The following is a 17,562-nucleotide window of genomic DNA, read 5'->3' on the forward strand; positions in this document are numbered from 1 at the left end:
GCCGAGGTCGCGCAGGCATCCTGTTTGAAGAATTGCCAGCCTGAAAGTTGACCGGGAGCTGAGTTGACGCAACGCCAATACCGCACCCGGCCATGCTCGTGGGTTTAGGGAACCAGAAGCGCGGCCTCTATGGCGGGGGTGGACGGAAATGTGAAGGTGCATTTGACTGGCTATTCCAGTTAGACTTTTATGTTGTCGCATTTGGAACCAGTCAAACGGCTTTCGTCCTCGGAGTCATCGCGGTTCACCAGCACAAGCGCGGCACGACGCAGGGCTGTGCGCAGTGAGTCAAACTCGGGGCCGCCATGGCCCAAATCGTCCAGCGCATGATTCATTAAGCTCAGCCAGCTTTCGGCATCCTGACTCCGGATCGCGACATGATCGTGTATCTCACGTAAATTCATGTGGCCGTGGCGCTCTTGATAAGTGCGCCGTCCTCCCAAGAAGCCCAACATGAAATCCACCTGCTCGACGCGAGCATGGGCTACGCCATGGCCGCGAAAATGCAGCTTCAGCAGATCAGCACCGCGCGGGTCAGTCTCGATTAGGTCATAGAAGCGGTTGACCAGCATGTGCAGTCCTTCGGGGCCGCCTATGTCGTCAATTCTTGCCATATCATCCTCCGGTCATGACATCGAATCGAGCATAGTCAGTGAGCTCGCCAGTGCCACTGCCACTTGGGTGAGGCTGATCCGACGCATGAAGGTGTCAGAATAGCTTTCGGAGGGGCACTTCGGAATACTGCATTCTGCGCCAACGAACGTCTAGTTGGTCGGTGGCCGTTTAGATGGAGTGGCGAGTTAGATGGAGTGGCGAGAACGGTGCGGGCAATAGGCGATCAACCAGATCCTGCAGCACGTCCAGATCAGTGTGCCAGATGCCGTGATCGGCCTCGATGCCCGCACCGAGGTGCTGGGCAATCTGGCTAAGGCGAAGTTGCAAGAGATCGCGAAGGAGGCCGGGCTGGATCAGCTGACTGAGGCGCTGAAGCGGGCGTAATCTGGATCGCTGCAAACTATGGCGTCGGCACTACTGCCCGACTAATCTTGTGGTGCTTTCAGAGCTTGCCTCCGTCTTAGCGTCATGTTTTAGGCCTCGGCTTGCGCCGGGGGTGAAATTCTTGCTAAAGCGCATGCAATGTGATCGCTAAGCTATCTTTGACGCCTAAGTTCTTTTGCAGACTTCGAGGGCAGGTTGGGTAAACCTCGCCTTGATTTGTTCACTAAATGTTCATATCTGAAATGATCAAAAGGCTAACGGATTGGGTTAGATCGGCGCAACGATACTAGGGGCTGTTATAGGTGGGTTTTCTGCCGTCGCGGCGATGGTGCTCTGGTTCGGGTGGGGGGCTGGGCAAGCTCAGGTCGCTGGGGTCGTGCCGACTAGAGCTGACTATATTGATTTACTCTTAACTGTTGTGACGATCTTTCTCGGTGCTATTGGTCTAGCTGTGACAGTCGGAGCACTAGTCATTGGTCTTGTCGCCCTCAAAACCCTGCGCGAGATCAAGGCTGAGGCTTCTACTGAAGCAAAGGTCGCAGCGGCGAACAAGATCAGTGAGACCATGGAAACCGAGCTTGCGCCGAACGTGGATGCTAAAGTGCGTGATGTATTCCCGGCGGCGTTGCAAGCAGCGCTAATGGATGATGATTTGGGTTACAAGATTTTGAGCGACATGGCTGGGCGAGGCGAGCTCGACGCAGTGTTCGAGCGCGTGGCGGTAAGAATACAAGGTGGCGGCCCAGAGCCATTCCCAGATCAAGATGTTGATGCTGAAGATGATCGATTCTGATAAAAACAGAAGGGTGCAAAAAATGGACGGGAGCTTAAGAGAAGTGGCGATCTCGAAAGGCTGGGAGGTGAAATCACCTTCTAGGGAATACTCTACTCTCGCGCCTGATGTGCGGCGCGAAATTGACGGCTTCCTTGGCGAATATCCAGTCAAGCTAGGTGCGCTGGCTGAACGTCTCGGGGTCAAGGTCCTTCTATCCACTCTTCCACGTGGCACCTCTGGGCAGATTGGCCAAGAGAACGGCGACTTTGTCATCCGTATCAATCGGCACGAAGCGAAGCATCGCCAACGCTTCACTCTTGCACATGAGTTGGCGCATTTTTTGCTGCACCGAGATCGTGTTGTGGCTGAGGGGGGGTGGTCTGAAAACGTCCTCCTCCGCGCACCTAACCAACCTATTCAAATAGAGTATGAGGCGAACAGGCTTGCATCGGACCTTTTGATACCGTCACATCTCCTTGCAAAAGCCACTGGGGATTATAGCGGACCAATGACCGGTGAGGTGATTGAAGACCTTGCTCGACGCTTCGGGGTCTCGACGGCGGCAATGGAAATTAAACTCCAGATGGTGTGAAGGGGCAGCGCGGGATATGGAAGTAACAGATTATCTGGTGACATTGTGTATTCGCCGCGCCGAACTGAGTGGATTGAAACAATTGCCCGGCAGCACGAAGGACCGGCTGACCCCTTTGGTGCTGCTGGCGCCTTGGATGGCGACTAGCCCTCTTTCAAAAGCCATCGACAAATTTGAGGAAGCTTATTCCGGCAGACCGTACTTCATTGACGTTGACAGCTACTATGACCCCGGAATCATCCAGAACCAGGCGAAGGAGGCGTGGGCCGAACTCGCCAAGCGCCCCGCAGATTTGCAGGTCTGGCAAGATCTCCTCCTGTTATACCCAAATGCAAACCCCTGCCTTTTAATGGCGGGCTCAACAATTGAGAGCGCGCGGGCGCAAATCATATGGGCACGGGAGCATGACCGTACGTTCTGCCTTCGCATGAACATGGCACCGGGCATCGGGCCGGGCATTCCGAACTGGATGCCCACCTTGATAGGAGAACTTTCTTCCGAAGGTGCTGTGGACTACGCAGTTGTGTTTGATTTTGGGGCTGTTGACAGCGCTCTTGACGTTGCGCCCATGGCGGCTGGTTACATCACGGGCTTCCTCAAAGGGATACCGGCAGAAATCCCTATCGCCGTTTGCTGTACTACATTCCCTAGCGACTTTACTCCTTTTGATGGCGTCGAGGAACGGAGCTTCTCCAACCGTGAGCTGATGGCCCAAATTCGACAGGCGACAAACCATCCTCGGATAGTTTACGGCGATTGGGGTTCCACCAAGCCAAGAAGTTATGGGCATGCTAGTACTCCCAAAAACCGGATTGACTATCCCACTGACAATGGATGGGTCATAGCGCGCGACAAGGATGACCCAGTTTCATTCCAAACCGCAGCGAAAAGGATCATCGAAAAGTCAAGGAAGTGGACCGGGGGCTTGGGTGTTTGGGGTGAGCAGTTGATTGAGGGAGCCGCGGCCGGTCAGGCATTCGCTATAGACACTATGCCGAAGATGTATTCAGCGCGCATCAATATTCACTTGCACCGTCAGGCCTTCTACGGCCACCTGCCCCCGCCGGAAGCGCTGGATGAAGCATGGAGTGACGATGAGCTATAAGCGTTGTGGCTTTCTTTCCTCTAGGGGACAGGGCGGATGATTTCACCCCCGCTCAAAGAACCCCGGATGCGGCTAGTTCACCCCGAAACGGATCGTCCCGTGCCCGAATCGTTGGTTGATAAAGTCTGCCGCAGATGTGGCGCGCTCGCATCCAATCAGCTCCGCCGCTCGATTGGCAAAAACAGCTCCCCAGTGCGGGCATCCAGGGCATCGAACGAACAGAGTGTTTTCCTCGTGCCCGCTAACTGATCCTCTCTAGCCAACCCCAATCAACCCATTTGTCGCCCCTAGCGCGCAGGTGACTATAGCGTTGCAGGCTGGGCCAGCTTCTGTGCCCTGAGACGCTTGCGGCCTGGGGTATGGTCTTGCCCATCTCAAATAATCGCGACACGCCTTCGTGGCGCAGGTCGTGAAAGTGAAGGTCTTCGATGCCAAGCAGCTTACACGTCCTGGTGAAGGAGGCGCTGATCGCATCGGTCGTATAGGGGAAAATGCGGGGATCGGCCTTGGGTAGTGCGTTGATAATCCGCTCTGCCTCAGGCGGCAGATCAACCCAAATGTCATTTCCCTCTTTTTCTCCAGGGTGTTTCATATCGCGCACCAGAATGCGGCCGGCCTCGAGGTCTGACCAAGTGATTGTCACGATCTCTTCTTGGCGCCGGGTCGAAAAGAGAGCAAAGGCGCAAATTTTGTGCATGGGAAGCGCCCTGCCTTTTTTCCAGCGGTCCTCAAAATGCGCCATCAGTTGGTTCATCTCCTCAACGGTGGGCCGACGGTCACGCTTTTTGGACTTTGCGATCAGCCCAAGATTTTTGCACACAACCATTGCGGCGCGAAGCTCGGCGGGATCGAGGGGGATCTTCCAAGCTGGTTCTGCAATGGCGAAGATGGCGGACAGGTGCGAGAGATAGTTGCCGATCGTCTGGGGCTTGCGGCCGCCAACGAACAGCTCTTGCGCGAAGGCCACTAGCTTCTGCGAGGTCACGGACGCGCATGGCAATGAGGCAATATCGAACGACTTGATCGACCGTAGCACCTGCGCCTTGGTTTTGCCCGCCTGCTTGGTCGAAGTCTTGATATAAATGTCGATCGCCTCGGCCAGCGTGGTTCCGCCTGTGCGCTGGCGTTCAATCTTCTCGAACCCGCCTGGCTTTTTCAGCTCGGCCTCTTTTCGGCGCAGCCACGCCTCCGCGGCTGACCGTCTTTCAAAGCTCGAGGATGCCGAGGCTTTCCGCCCATCTCGCATAATTCTGATTTGTGCGGTATAGACGGTTGAGCCGTCTTTAAGACGGCGCTCGGTGATCGTTCCCATGAGATTTGCTAAAGCCTTTGCGATTCTTGCTAATCGTAAGCAAAGCAAAAACGAGAATGAAATAAAACCAGCAAAAACAAGACGAAACCAGAGGCGGCGAGACGTGCGGAATATGCCCATAAACGGCAATTTTATCAATGAAAACAACAGCGCAAAGCTATCCGTCGCTCCGATGATGGATTGGACAGATCGCAACTGCCGGGTCTTTCATCGTATGATCAGCCGTCATGCGCTGCTTTATACGGAAATGGTCACCGCCGCGGCCATCGTTCACGGAGAGCGCGGGCGTTTGCTAGATTATGACGCGGGTGATCATCCCGTGGCCTTGCAGCTTGGCGGCTCAGAGCCGGCCCAACTGGCGCTGGCCACCCAAGTTGCCGCTGATTGGGGCTATGATGAGATCAACCTGAATGTGGGCTGCCCCAGTGATCGGGTGCAGTCGGGTTGCTTTGGCGCCGTCTTGATGACCCGGCCCGAGTTGGTGGCTGATTGCATTGTCGCGATGCGCGCGAAAAGCCCTGTCGAGGTGACGGTGAAATGCCGAATCGGGGTCGATGATCAAATTCCCGAAGAGGTGCTTCCGGCATTTCTGGCAACCATGCGCGACGCCGGGGTGCGACGTCTGACCATTCACGCCCGCAAGGCTTGGCTGCAGGGCCTGTCTCCCAAAGAGAACCGCGAGATCCCTCCGCTGGACTATGCGCTGGTGCATCGTATGAAGGCCGAATTCCCTGACCTGCATCTGTCGATCAACGGTGGGGTGCAGACCTTTGCCCAATGTCAGGATGCGCTTGAGGTGATGGATGGGGTCATGGTGGGGCGCGCGGCCTATCACCAGCCGTGGGAGATCCTTGGCAGTGCCGACAGCCTTTGGGGCAAGGCGCCGCCATTCGCCGATCCGGCAGATGTGGCCCTGGCGATGCGCCCGATCATCATCCGCCATATCGAGCAGGGGGGGCGGCTGCATCAGTTTACCCGGCATATGCTGGGATTGTTTCACGCCCGCCCCGGTGCGCGGCAATGGCGTCGTGTTTTGTCCGAAGGGGCATCACAAGGCGGGATCGAGGTCTTTGACGCGGCACTGGCCCAAACCCGACAAGAAGCCGCCTAGACCGGCCAGTCACGCCGCGCGCATCGGCAGGGTACAGTCGATGCTTAACCCTGATCGCGCCGCGCAAGTTTCGGCGCGGATCGGATCGATACAGCCAAGATCGGGGCGATCTTGAACGGCGCGGCTTGAATTGCCGCCGTTCGACTGGCGCGGCTTGAATTGCCGCAGGCAAAGTCAGGTTAAAGGGTGGCGTCAGATAGATGTTAGATGTGGCGCAGGTCAGCCTTTGCACGGCAACGGGGCTGACCCTAGCCTTGTTGCCAACGCTGCATCGCCCCCGCCAGCATCTCGCGGCGCAGCCGCTTGCCTTTGGCCTCAAGAAAATAGCTGGCCATGATCTCGCCCATCATAAACCGCAAAATGGGCTCTTCTTGCGGATCGATCAGGCCGGGAACATTGGTTAAAATGGCATAATCCGACGCCGAGACCCCGTGGCGCGTCACAGCAGGCATGTCGAGGCGGCGACTTTGCAGCCAGACCAGAAAGCGCGCAATATCACGCGAAACGGCCATCATCTCGCGGCGCTGCATGTCGATGCCGATCAGGCGCGCCCCCTCCATATAAAGATTGTCGGGCGTGAAATCGCCATGCGATGCCGCGCGGGTGACGGGCGCACCGACCAAAGTGCTGGCAAGCCTGCCCATTTCGGCCATATGGGCCTCGAGCAGGGGGCGATCTTCGGGCAGGGCCAGCTTATCGACATGGTCTTGCAGCTTCTTCAGCCAGAAATTCGGACCAAAGCTGCCAGTTTCGCGTTCGGTGGTCAGCCGGGCCAGCCAGCCACCGGCCCGCGAGATCAAAATCGCGCGACGCTGAATGCTGGCCGCGGCCAAAAGCGGGGACAATTGTTGGCCATGAACCGGATCCAGCAAAATCACCCCAGCCTCGGGCAGGGCCAGTCGCAAGCGCACCACCGCATGTTCGGCCTGACCCAAGGCCTCGGCGGCATGGGTCAGGGTCGCTTCGGTGCTGCGCACCAGCTCGGCGGCATTGGCCTGACGGAACAGTTTTAGAAAATAGGGCCGCTCGTTCATGGTCACGGCAAAAACTGCGTGTTCGGGGCGATCACGCAGGATTTCGGTGATTGCGATCCCGGCCAGATCGGGGTGATCTGGCAGCATGCCGCCGCCTAAGCGGGCAGGCGGCAGCGGGCTCATGCGCGCTCTGCCGCTTTTGCGGCATCCCAAAGCTGATCCATTTCCTCAAGCGAGCTTTGCTCGGGGCGGCTGCCTTTGGCCGCCAGCGCGGCTTCGATGGCTTCGAAGCGACGGGTGAATTTGCCGTTGGCCGCGCGCAAAGCCTCTTCGGGGTCGATTTCAAGGTGGCGCGCCAGATTGGCCATGACAAACAGCAGATCGCCGAATTCCTCGGCCATGGCCACCGGGCCAAGCGTGTCACGTGCCTCGATCAGCTCGGCGGTTTCCTCGTTGAGCTTGTCCAGAACATCCTGAACGCCGGGCCAGTCAAAACCCACGCGCGCGGCGCGGTTTTGCAGCTTGACCGCGCGGGTCAGCGCAGGCAGCCCCAGCGCGACGCCGTCCAGCACACCTTTTTCGGATTTTGCGGCGCGTTCCTTGGCCTTGATTGCTTCCCAATCCTTGACCTGCTGTTCGGCGGATTTGTCGCGGCTTTCATCCCCAAAGACATGGGGGTGGCGAAAGATCAATTTGTCCGAAATCTTGCGTGCGACATCGTCAAAGTCGAACATTCCCGCTTCCGAGGCCATTTGCGCGTGAAAAACCACCTGCAGCAGCAAATCACCCAATTCGCCGGGAAATTCATCCCAAGCCTCGCGCGCGATCGTATCAGCAACCTCATGGGCCTCTTCGATCGTATAGGGCGAGATCGAGGCGAAATCCTGTTCAATATCCCAAGGGCAGCCGCTTTTGGGGTCGCGAAGTGCGGCCATGATTGCGCGTAAACGCTCGATTTCGCTGGTTTCGCCTGCCTGAGGCAACTTGCCGCTATCGGTCACATTCATGCCTTTCCGCGCTGCAATTATCGATTGCCCAACTGACATAATGGGCTGGTTTTGTCCATCCGCTGCAAGAAAACACCCGCGTGAAAGTGCCAGCGTGGACGGGCGAATTTCCCTGATAGCGGCGGGGTTTCCCTGCGTTGTCGGCCACAGCGCCGACCAACAGCGGGCCAAAGCACGCAGGCTTTCTTGCGTTTCACCGGTTGCGTCGATAGTTTGCGCGCCAACCCAGGCGGCATGCTCGCCTTTGCTGATCAGATAAGGGAAATTTCAATGTTCGTTACTCCCGCTTACGCACAGGCTGCTGGCGCGCCGGCCGGCATGGCTGGCCTTACTTCTTTCATTCCGCTGATTCTGGTTTTCGTGATCATGTATTTCTTGATGATCCGCCCGCAGCAAAAGCGGATGAAGGAACATCGCGCGATGGTCGAAGCGGTCAAAAAGGGTGACGAAATCATCACTCAGGGCGGTCTGATCGGTAAGGTCAGCAGCGTCCGCGACGGTGAAGTCGAGGTCGAGATCGCACCCGGCGTCAAAGTACGCGTCGTGCGCGCCACCATCAGCTCGGTCGTGAACCGGACTGCACCTGCCGCCGCAAATAACTAAGGACTGGCATCGTATGCTGCAGATCCCGCTCTGGAAACGTGTTGTCATTCTCGGGCTGGTCGCCTTTGGCCTGCTGCTGGCGATGCCAAACCTCTTTTATGCCCGCGTCGAGAACCACAACGACGCAAAGGCCGCCATTGAAAAGACCGGGGTGATCACCCCGGCCGAGGAACAGGCGGTTGCGGGTTGGCCCAATTGGTTGCCCTCGGGATTGGTCAACCTTGGGCTTGACCTGCGTGGTGGCGCCCATCTTTTGGGCCAGGTCCATCTGGAAGACGTCTATAAGTCGCGCATGACCGCATTGTGGCCCGAACTGCGCAACGATCTGGCCGCTCAGCGCGATGTCATCGGCTCGGTGCGGCGCGTGGCAAGCCCGGATGATCAGCTGATCATCGAAATCGGGAACCCCGATCAGATGGCCAAAGCCGTCGAGATCGCCCGGACCTATTCTGCGCCGGTCGCGTCTTTTGCTGGTGCGGGTCAAAACGACCTGACCATCTCGGGGAATGGCAATCGCCTGACCATCGGCATTTCGGATGCCGAAAAATCCGCGATGGCCGACAGAACAGTTCAGCAAACGCTAGAGATCGTGCGCCGCCGCGTCGACGAAGTCGGCACGCGTGAGCCCACGATCATGCGTCAAGGCGCTGATCGCGTGCTGATCCAGGTGCCGGGTATCGGTTCGGCCGAAGAGCTGAAATCGCTGATCGGGACCACAGCAAAGCTGACCTTCAACCCGGTTGTTGGCCGCGTGACCGATGCCAATGCGCGTCCGGGTGCAGGCAATTTTCTGGCGCCTTCGGTCGATGAGCCGGGCGTCTTTTACATTCTCGAAGAACGCCCCGTCGTCACCGGCGAGGATCTGACTGATGCGCGGCCCAGCTTTGACCAGAACGGTCAGGCGGCGGTTGATTTCCGCTTTGGTCCTGCCGGCGCCAAGCGCTTTGGGGCCTATACTTCGGCCAATATCGGCCAGCCATTTGCGATCGTCCTGGATAATGAGGTGATCTCGGCGCCTGTGATCCGTCAGGCGATCACCACCGGCTCGGGGCAAATCTCGGGTGCGATGAACGTCGATCAATCGACGCAGCTGGCCGTTTTGCTGCGTGCAGGCGCCTTGCCTGCCGAGATGACCTTCCTGGAAGAGCGCACCATTGGCCCGGAACTGGGACAAGACAGTATCGATGCAGGCCGGACTTCGGCAATTATCGGTACGGTCGGCGTCGTGCTTTACATGATTGCAAGCTATGGCCTTTTCGGTGCCTTCGCCTCTGCCGCGGTTCTGATCAACGTGGGGATGATCCTTGGGATCATGTCGGCCATGGGCGCTACGCTGACCCTGCCGGGGATTGCGGGTATCGTGCTGACCGTGGGTACGGCGGTGGACGCCAACGTGATCATCTATGAGCGCATCCGCGAAGAGTTACGTCGGGGCACCCGTGTCGTCAAAGCGATCGATGCTGGCTTCAATGACGCGATGAGCGCGATCATCGACGCCAACCTGACCAGCTTTATTGCGGCGATTGTGATGTTCTTCCTTGGCTCTGGCCCGGTCAAAGGCTTTGCCGTGACCTTCACCATCGGCCTTGTGACCTCGGTCTTTACCGCGATCTATCTGACCCGTTTGCTGATCGTGTTCTGGATCGAATGGCGCAAACCGAAAACTCTGGTTCTGTAAGGGAGATCCAACATGGCATTTCGTCTGAAGCTGGTCCCCGATGAGACCCATATCAACTGGTTCAGCGTCCAATGGCTGACCTTCGGCATCTCGGGCTTCCTGATGGTCGCCTCGGTCATCGTGACGCTGGTCATGGGCCTGAACTTTGGCATTGATTTTCGCGGCGGCACGACCATCCGCACCGAAAGCACCAATGCCGTCGAGATTGCGCAATACCGCGAGGCTTTGACGCCGCTTGGCCTGGATGACGTCGTCATCACCGAGGTCTTTGACACGGCCTTTGGTTCGGACAAGCACGTGGCACAGATCCGCTTGGCTGCTGGCGATGGCGATGCGGCCGTCAGCCCCGAGGAGCTGCGCCAGGTCGAGGCCGCACTGAAAACCGTCGATCCCGATATCCGCTTTGCATCAGTCGAATCGGTTGGCCCAAAAGTCTCGGGCGAGCTGGTGACAACCGCCTTTTATGCGGTCGGAGCGGCAACGCTGGGGATCATGATCTATATCTGGGCACGGTTCGAATGGCAGTTCGCCATCGGCGCGGTGGTCTCGATGATCCATGACATCTTGCTGACTGTCGGGCTTTTCTCGCTGTTTCAGATCAAATTCGACCTGACGACGATTGCGGCTTTGCTGACGATTCTTGGCTACTCGGTCAACGATACGGTCGTTGTTTTCGACCGATTGCGCGAGAACTTGGTCAAGTTCAAAACCATGCCGCTGATTGATGTCATGAACCTGACCGTCAACGAGACCCTGTCGCGCACGGTGATGACCGCGGTGACAACGGGTATCGCATTGACCGCCATGCTGATTTTCGGCGGCGACGTGATCCGCACCTTCATTTTGGCGATGCTGTGGGGCGTTTTCGTGGGCTGTTACTCGACGCTTTATATGGCCAAGAACATCGTGCTTTGGCTGGGCGTGAAACGCGACTGGTCCAAGCCCGAGGTGGAAAAGGACGCGATCCCGACCGCCTTTAAGGATGCGCCCTGATGGCGGGATTGATCCCCTCTGACTATGGCGGGGCCGTGCCGGTAGACGGTTACGGCCCCGGATTTTTCCGTGTCGCAGGCGCGGTGATTCAAGGCGCGGTCCTTGTGGATGGCGCACAGGCGCTTGCCTGGGGCGGGCTGGATGATGCAGCCCCGCTTTTGGCTTTGGCGGGTCAGGTCGATGTGCTGTTTTTGGGAATGGGGGCCAGCATTGCCTATCCGCCCAAAGCGCTGATTGCGCAGCTTGAGGCGCTTGGGATCATGCCTGAGCCCATGTCGACCCCCAGCGCTGCGCGCAGCTATAACGTCACCCTTTCCGAGGGGCGTCGCGTCGCCTGCGCCCTTTTGCCGGTATGACGAGCTTGTTGACCGTCACCGATCTGGCCGTCTCGCGGGGCGGCTTGCGGGTGCTTGAGGGGGTGAGCTTTACCTTGACGGCGGGGCAGGCGCTGATTTTGCGCGGCCCGAACGGTCTGGGAAAGACGACACTTTTGCGGACCTTGGCCGGGTTGCAGCCACCCGTGGGCGGCGACATTTCCCCCGATCTGGCCAATATGGCTTACGCAGGCCACGCCGACGGGCTGAAATCGGCGCTGACAGTCACCGAGAATCTAAGGTTCTGGGCCGAGGTTTTCGGCCAAAGCGAGGTTGAGCCCGCAATTGCGCGCATGAACCTGCGCAATCTGGCATCGCGTCCCGCGCATATGCTGTCGGCGGGGCAAAAGCGCCGTCTGGGGCTGGCGCGGCTTTTGGTGACAGGCCGCAAGCTGTGGCTTCTTGATGAGCCGACCGTCTCGCTTGATGCGGATTCGGTGGCGCTTTTCGCAGGGGTTTTGCGTGATCATCTGGCGTCGGGCGGCGGTGCCATCATCGCCACCCATATCGATCTGGGCCTGCCCGAGGGGCGCGTGCTGGACTTGACGCCCTTTCGTGCCGATCCGGGCCGCCCCCAAAGCCCCTCAGCCGGGCCTGTTGGCTTCAACGAGGCCTTCGCATGAAGGGGTTGTTGCTGCGTGACTTGCGCCTTGCCACGCGTGCGGGCGGTGGCTTTGGTCTGGCGCTTGCGTTTTTTCTGATCGTTTGCACGCTGGTGCCCTTTGGCGTTGGCCCCGAGGGTGGCGTTCTGGCCAAAATCGCCCCCGGCATCTTATGGGTCGGCGCGCTTTTGTCGTGCCTGCTGTCGCTTGATCGCATTTTTGCGCTGGATTACGAGGATGGCTCGCTCGACCTGCTGGCGACATCGCCACTGCCGCTTGAAGGGGCCGTCGCCATCAAGGCATTTGCCCATTGGCTGACGACGGGTCTGCCCTTGGTGCTGGCCGCGCCGGTCTTTGGCATCATGCTGCATCTGCCGGCGGGGGCCTTTGGTGGGTTGATGCTGTCGCTGCTTTTGGGCACGCCCGCATTGTCGATGCTGGGGGCCTTTGGCGCGGCGGTCACGGTTGGCCTGCGCCGGGGCGGCTTGCTCTTGTCGCTTCTGGTGCTTCCGCTTTATATCCCGACGCTGATTTTTGGCGCCGAGGCTGTGCGGCGCTCTGCCGCAGGCTCTGATTTCAGCACGCCACTTGTCTTTCTGGCCGCAATAACCCTGCTTACGGTGGCGCTGGTGCCATTCGTCGCGGCGGGCGCGTTGCGGGTAAATCTAAGGTGAACGCCCCCTGCCGGGCTTGAGCGCGCAAGTCGCGCAGGATAGGGACGACGAATGTCGATCTGGGAATATGCCAACCCCACCAAATTCATGCGCTTCTCTGGCGCGATCCTGCCCTTCATTGTGGCGGGGGCAGCGCTTTGCACGATTGGTGGCGTGGCCTGGGGCGTTTTGACCCCAAATGATTATAAGCAAGGCGCGACGGTGAAGATTATCTTCATCCATGTCCCTGCGGCTTTGATGGCGATCAATATCTGGCTGATGATGCTGGTGACATCGCTGATCTGGCTGATCCGGCGCCACCATGTCAGCGCCTTGGCTGCCAAGGCCGCAGCCCCGATTGGGGCGGTGATGACGCTGATTGCGCTGATCACGGGTGCGGTCTGGGGACAGCCGATGTGGGGGACGTGGTGGGAATGGGATCCGCGGCTGACCTCGTTTCTGGTCCTGTTTTTGTTCTATATCGGCTATATGGCGCTGTGGAATGCTGTCGAGGATCCCGATAACGCCGCCGATCTGACCGGATTTTTGTGCCTTGTCGGCTCGGTTTTCGCGCTTTTGTTGCGTTATGCAGTGCTGTTTTGGAACCAGGGCCTGCATCAGGGGGCCTCGCTTTCCGTCGCCCCCGGCGAGCGGATGTCAGCGGTCTATCGCTATCCGCTTTACCTTTCGATGCTGGGCTTTTTCCTGCTTTTCCTGGCCTTGATGCTGATCCGCACCCGCACCGAGATCCGCCGTCGCCGCCTTGCCGCGCAACTCGCAAGAGAGAACCGTCTATGATCGATCTGGGGAAATATACCGGCGTGGTTCTGTCAGCCTATGGCGCAACCGCATTTTTGCTGATCGCGCTGGTCGTGCAGACGGTGGTGGCCAATACCAAGGCCCGCCGCGCATTGGAGGCACAAGACAAGAATGGCTAAATTCTCTCCTTTGATGGCGATCCCACCGCTGGTCTTTGCAGGCCTTGCCGGCATGTTCCTTTGGGGCATGGGGCGCGACGACCCCAACAGTCTGCCCTCGACCTTTGTGGGTCGCGAAGCCCCCGTGCTGCCTGCGACCACGCTGCCGGGCAAAGAGCAGCTGACCGCCGAAATGCTGCGCCAGCCCGGAGTTAAGCTGGTCAACTTCTGGGCCAGCTGGTGCCCGCCATGCCGCGCCGAGCATCCGACCATGATGGAGCTGACGCAGGATCTTCCGGTTTACGGCGTCAACCTGAAAGACCCCGAGGCAAATGCGCTGTCCTTTTTGGCCGAAGATGGCGATCCCTATGACGCCTTGGCGACCGATCCGCGCGGACGCACCGCAATCGATTGGGGTGTGACCGCGCCGCCTGAAACCTTTATCGTCGATGGGCAGGGTAAAATTCTTTATCGTCACGCCGGGCCGCTGATCCGCGAGGATTTCAAGAACCGTTTCCTGCCACAGTTGGAAAAGGCCTTGGCCAACGAGGATTGACAGGCCTTTCCTTGCCTACCTCTGGCCGCTATGAAAACGGCGCTGCTAACCGGAGGCTGGTCAATGGCCAATGATATCGCCCCTCAGCCGGGCATTATGAAAATCGCTCTCTATGAGGGTGGGGCGGCGAAAATTGCGGGTCGCACTGATGCGATCAAACTTTCGTCGAATGAGAATCCCTTTGGACCTAGCGACAAGGCGCGGGATGCGGTCATTCGCGCGGCGCATAACCTCCATCGTTATCCCAATACCGATCACGCCAGCCTTAGGCTTGCGATTGGCGAGGCTCATCAGCTTGACCCCGATCGCATCATTTGCGGCGTGGGTTCGGATGAGATCATCCACTTTCTGTGTCAGGCCTATGCCGGTCCCGAGACCGAAGTTCTGTTCACCGAACATGGCTTTTTGATGTACCGCATCAGCGCCTTGGCCGCAGGCGCCACCCCCGTCGAGGTGCGCGAGCGCGAGCGCGTGACCGATATTGACGCGCTGATTGCTGGGGCCAGCCCCCGCACAAGGCTGGTTTTTGTCGCCAACCCCAACAATCCCACCGGCACAATGATCGGTCTGCCCGAGATCGAGCGTCTGGCCCTTGCCATTCCGCAAGCGATTATCGTCATTGACGCTGCCTATGCAGAATATGTCGATGATTACGATGGCGGTGCCGAACTGGCGACGCGCCTGCCCAATGTGGTGATGACGCGTACGTTTTCGAAAATCTATGGGCTGGGCGGTCTGCGGGTTGGCTGGGGCTATGGCTCGCGCGCGATCATCGATGTGCTCAACCGCATTCGCGGCCCGTTCAACCTGTCCAATGTCGCGCTTGAAGGGGCCGAGGCAGCGGTACGTGATCGCGATTACGTCGCGCGTTGCCGTGCCGACAACAGCCGGATGCGTGCCTGGTTGGCCGAGGCCTTGGCCGAAAAGGGCGTGCCCTCGGACACCTCCTGCGCCAATTTCATCCTTGCGCGCTTTGGCGATACCGAGACGGCCGAAGCCTGCGACGAGCGCCTGAAATCCGAGGGGCTGCTGGTGCGCCGTGTTACGGGCTATGGCCTGCCTCATTGCCTGCGCATTACCGTGGGCGACGAGGCATCCTGCCGTCGCGTGGCCCATGTCATCGGCCTGTTCATGGCCGAGCGCTCGCGCGCCGACAGCATCGAGGGTAAGCAATGAGCGAGGTCCTCTATCCCCGCGTTGCCCTGATCGGGCTGGGCCTGATTGCGGGCTCGATGTCGCTGGCCATGCGGCAGGCTGGACTGGTCGGTGAGGTGGTGGGCTATGCACGCAGCGCCCAGACACGCGAGACCGCGATCGAGATCAATCTTGTCGATCGCGTCACCGATAATGCGGCCGATGCCGTCAAAGATGCCGATCTTGTGGTGCTTGCTGTGCCGGTTGGTGCCATGGGCGAGATTGCCGCCGAAATCGCCCCCTATCTGAAGGCGGGCGCAACTGTCACGGATGTGGGCTCGGTCAAGCAGGCGGTGATCGAAGCCGTGGCCCCGCATATTCCGGCCTCGGTCCATTTCATTCCGGGCCATCCGCTGGCAGGCACCGAACATTCTGGCCCGCGCGCAGGTTTTCCCAGCCTTTTCAGCAACCGCTGGTGGCTTTTGACCCCGCCCGAGAACACAGATGAGGCCGCATTGGCGCGGTTAAGCAAGCTGATCCGCGCGATCGGGGCCAATGTCGATACGATGGAGGCTGCCCATCACGATACGGTTTTGGCTGTCACCAGTCACACGCCGCATTTGATCGCCTATACGATGGTGGGCGTTGCCGATCACATCAAACGTGTGACCGAAAGCGAAGTCATCAAATATTCGGCGGCGGGTTTTCGCGACTTTACCCGGATCGCGGCCTCTGATCCCACCATGTGGCGCGACGTGTTCTTGCAAAACAAGGATGCGGTTCTGGATATTCTGGGACGTTTCGCCGAGGAACTTTTCGTGCTTCAGCGCGCCATCCGCATGGGTGACGGCCAGCATTTGCACGACTATTTCACCCGGACCCGGGCGATCCGGCGCGGCATTATCGAGGCGGGGCAAGACACTGCGGCCCCGGACTTTGGTCGCGGCGCAGCCAATGCGCCGAGCGAAAGCAAGACCGACACCAAGACCGATGGTGCCGAGTAAAGCCTTCGAGCTGAACTGAAAAAAGGCGGGCCTCGGCCCGCCTTTTGCCTATCGTGCTGCCTTTCATGGCGGACAGGCCTTAGCGACAGATCCCGCAGGCTGATCGCGCGATGCGCAAGGCTGCGTGCCCTTAAGGGGCAAAACGTGGCGCCGGTCCCAAAGCAATCGGCCCCAGCATGGTTTTGCCGTCGGCAAAGGTGATGGGCAGGCGGATCTCTCCGGCTTTGGCGGGGACGGGTGCGGGGGCAGGGGCCAGCTGTCCAGTCGCCGGGGCGTTGGATGGCTCGGCCCCTTCCTTCGACAGCTGCTTCAGCATCGTCATTGCGAAGGGCACGGTCTTGGGTGAAATCACCCCGGCTGCGGCCAAGGCCTGCAAGATCTCAGGGGTGTTTGCGGTGAAAACCATCACCTTTCCTTGGGCATAGCCATTTTCATCTGCCTGAACGCGGCCGACGATTCGCGCCTTCAGATCGCCCAATCCCAGCGACAGCTGGTCGGCCTCTAGCCCGATCAGCTGAATGTTTTGTGCCGTCGAGGATGGGCTAAGGGCATCCTCCAGCCAAACGCGCCCATGGCCATTTAGCGACAAATCCCCCGACGGCAGCATCGACAGATCGATATTGGGCAAGGATGCGGGGTTCAGGCTTTGCAGATCAAACACGACATCATAGGCCGCATGTGCCTGCGGCGGCGCATCAGCCGCCAGATCCTGCATCCGCGAGGTGGCGGATAATGCCTTTGCAACAGGCAATCCGTCCAGCGTCAGATCTTGGGCCGAGAGGCTGGCCCGAGTAAAGCTCAGGTCCCGAAAGGGCGCCACCGTCAAATAGGCCGTGCCTTTGTTCAGACCCAGCTCGCGTATCGCCTCGCCGGGGCGCGGTGCAAACATGATCTGAGCGGGCAGGGCAGCTTCAAGCGTGGTCGGCGCCAGCGGCGAGACCCAAAGCGACAGATCGGGCGCAGAAAGGCTGAACCCGTCACTGCTCACGCCCGGCTCGCTAAGCGCTAGGCCGAATCGGCCGGGGTCTCGCAGCGCGCTGACCGAAGCGACCCGCAGCTGGGGATTTTGCGCAACGACCTCGGCGGCTTTTTGGGCCAGCCAGCTTTCCCCGATCAGCCAGCCGCCTGCCAAAACCACAAAGAGCGTGAAAAAAATAACCAATATTCGCATCA

General features: G+C 59.1%; 20 protein-coding genes. 15 read left to right on the top strand and 5 right to left on the bottom strand.

Annotated elements, in window-relative coordinates:
- Nucleotides 1-179 precede the first annotated feature (179 nt).
- A complete protein-coding gene (locus RTS12_RS15460) occupies nt 180-614 on the bottom strand; it encodes a cyanoglobin (RefSeq protein WP_312530113.1) in 435 nt (144 codons plus the stop codon).
- A 761-nt stretch (nt 615-1,375) separates the two neighbouring features.
- On the opposite strand from RTS12_RS15460, the gene RTS12_RS15465 reads away from it, so the two are divergent.
- Genes RTS12_RS15465 through RTS12_RS15475 form a run of 3 tightly spaced genes read left to right on the top strand, consistent with a single transcriptional unit; the run spans nt 1,376 to nt 3,471 of the window.
- Complete coding sequence (locus tag RTS12_RS15465) at nt 1,376-1,792, top strand: hypothetical protein (RefSeq protein ID WP_312530115.1); 417 nt, start codon at nt 1,376-1,378, stop codon at nt 1,790-1,792.
- Entirely contained in the window at nt 1,770-2,366 is a 597-nt protein-coding gene (locus RTS12_RS15470) for an ImmA/IrrE family metallo-endopeptidase (protein ID WP_312530117.1), read from the top strand. Before RTS12_RS15465 ends, RTS12_RS15470 begins: the two co-directional genes overlap by 23 nt.
- A gap of 16 nt (nt 2,367-2,382) precedes the next feature.
- A complete protein-coding gene (locus RTS12_RS15475; RefSeq protein ID WP_312530119.1) occupies nt 2,383-3,471 on the top strand; it encodes a beta family protein in 1,089 nt (362 codons plus the stop codon).
- Between the two features lie 241 nt (nt 3,472-3,712).
- Here RTS12_RS15475 and RTS12_RS15480 read toward each other — a convergent pair whose 3' ends face one another.
- Nucleotides 3,713-4,978 carry a site-specific integrase gene (locus tag RTS12_RS15480; RefSeq protein ID WP_312530122.1) on the bottom strand — a complete coding sequence of 422 codons (1,266 nt, stop codon included), beginning with the start codon at nt 4,976-4,978 and terminating at the stop codon, nt 3,713-3,715.
- On the opposite strand from RTS12_RS15480, the gene dusA reads away from it, so the two are divergent.
- Nucleotides 4,896-5,894 carry a tRNA dihydrouridine(20/20a) synthase DusA gene (gene dusA, locus RTS12_RS15485; RefSeq protein ID WP_312530124.1) on the top strand — a complete coding sequence of 333 codons (999 nt, stop codon included), beginning with the start codon at nt 4,896-4,898 and terminating at the stop codon, nt 5,892-5,894. The two genes, RTS12_RS15480 and dusA, sit on opposite strands and share 83 nt — an antisense overlap.
- Before the next feature lie 248 nt (nt 5,895-6,142).
- On the opposite strand, the gene RTS12_RS15490 is transcribed toward dusA, so the two are convergent.
- Together RTS12_RS15490 and mazG are read right to left on the bottom strand one after the other, a co-directional pair.
- A complete protein-coding gene (locus tag RTS12_RS15490; protein ID WP_312530126.1) occupies nt 6,143-7,051 on the bottom strand; it encodes a phosphotransferase in 909 nt (302 codons plus the stop codon).
- The gene (mazG, locus tag RTS12_RS15495) at nt 7,048-7,875 is read right to left on the bottom strand and encodes a nucleoside triphosphate pyrophosphohydrolase (protein ID WP_312530128.1); all 828 of its coding nucleotides are present in this window, start codon (nt 7,873-7,875) and stop codon (nt 7,048-7,050) included. Before mazG ends, RTS12_RS15490 begins: the two co-directional genes overlap by 4 nt.
- 270 nt (nt 7,876-8,145) lie before the next feature.
- On the opposite strand from mazG, the gene yajC reads away from it, so the two are divergent.
- From yajC to RTS12_RS15550, 11 genes are all read left to right on the top strand, one after another.
- Nucleotides 8,146-8,478: a preprotein translocase subunit YajC gene (yajC, locus tag RTS12_RS15500; RefSeq protein WP_312530130.1), complete on the top strand. Its 333-nt coding sequence runs from the start codon at nt 8,146-8,148 to the stop codon at nt 8,476-8,478.
- Nucleotides 8,479-8,491: 13 nt separating this feature from the next.
- Nucleotides 8,492-10,156 (top strand): protein translocase subunit SecD, encoded by a 1,665-nt coding sequence (secD, locus tag RTS12_RS15505; RefSeq protein WP_312530132.1) that lies wholly within the window; start codon nt 8,492-8,494, stop codon nt 10,154-10,156.
- A gap of 12 nt (nt 10,157-10,168) precedes the next feature.
- Entirely contained in the window at nt 10,169-11,149 is a 981-nt protein-coding gene (secF, locus tag RTS12_RS15510) for a protein translocase subunit SecF (protein WP_312530134.1), read from the top strand.
- Nucleotides 11,149-11,505 carry an Mth938-like domain-containing protein gene (locus tag RTS12_RS15515; RefSeq protein WP_312530136.1) on the top strand — a complete coding sequence of 119 codons (357 nt, stop codon included), beginning with the start codon at nt 11,149-11,151 and terminating at the stop codon, nt 11,503-11,505. Before secF ends, RTS12_RS15515 begins: the two co-directional genes overlap by 1 nt.
- Complete coding sequence (ccmA, locus tag RTS12_RS15520) at nt 11,502-12,146, top strand: heme ABC exporter ATP-binding protein CcmA (RefSeq protein WP_312530138.1); 645 nt, start codon at nt 11,502-11,504, stop codon at nt 12,144-12,146. Before RTS12_RS15515 ends, ccmA begins: the two co-directional genes overlap by 4 nt.
- A complete protein-coding gene (gene ccmB, locus RTS12_RS15525; protein ID WP_312530140.1) occupies nt 12,143-12,799 on the top strand; it encodes a heme exporter protein CcmB in 657 nt (218 codons plus the stop codon). The genes ccmA and ccmB overlap by 4 nt, the downstream gene beginning before the upstream one ends.
- Nucleotides 12,800-12,850: 51 nt before the next feature.
- Nucleotides 12,851-13,576: a heme ABC transporter permease gene (locus RTS12_RS15530; protein WP_312530142.1), complete on the top strand. Its 726-nt coding sequence runs from the start codon at nt 12,851-12,853 to the stop codon at nt 13,574-13,576.
- Entirely contained in the window at nt 13,573-13,716 is a 144-nt protein-coding gene (ccmD, locus tag RTS12_RS15535; RefSeq protein ID WP_312530143.1) for a heme exporter protein CcmD, read from the top strand. Before RTS12_RS15530 ends, ccmD begins: the two co-directional genes overlap by 4 nt.
- Nucleotides 13,709-14,251: a DsbE family thiol:disulfide interchange protein gene (locus RTS12_RS15540; RefSeq protein ID WP_312530145.1), complete on the top strand. Its 543-nt coding sequence runs from the start codon at nt 13,709-13,711 to the stop codon at nt 14,249-14,251. Before ccmD ends, RTS12_RS15540 begins: the two co-directional genes overlap by 8 nt.
- Before the next feature lie 63 nt (nt 14,252-14,314).
- Nucleotides 14,315-15,427, top strand: coding sequence for a histidinol-phosphate transaminase (gene hisC, locus RTS12_RS15545; protein WP_312530147.1), 1,113 nt, complete (start codon nt 14,315-14,317; stop codon nt 15,425-15,427).
- Nucleotides 15,424-16,389 carry a prephenate/arogenate dehydrogenase family protein gene (locus RTS12_RS15550; RefSeq protein WP_312530149.1) on the top strand — a complete coding sequence of 322 codons (966 nt, stop codon included), beginning with the start codon at nt 15,424-15,426 and terminating at the stop codon, nt 16,387-16,389. The genes hisC and RTS12_RS15550 overlap by 4 nt, the downstream gene beginning before the upstream one ends.
- Nucleotides 16,390-16,519: 130 nt before the next feature.
- Here the strand turns inward: RTS12_RS15550 and RTS12_RS15555 are convergent.
- Nucleotides 16,520-17,562 (bottom strand): DUF2125 domain-containing protein (locus RTS12_RS15555; protein WP_312530151.1); only part of this gene is annotated, 1,043 nt, incomplete at its 5' end.

Source organism: Paracoccus sp. (in: a-proteobacteria), from assembly GCF_032007265.1.
Classification (GTDB): Bacteria; Pseudomonadota; Alphaproteobacteria; order Rhodobacterales; family Rhodobacteraceae; genus Paracoccus.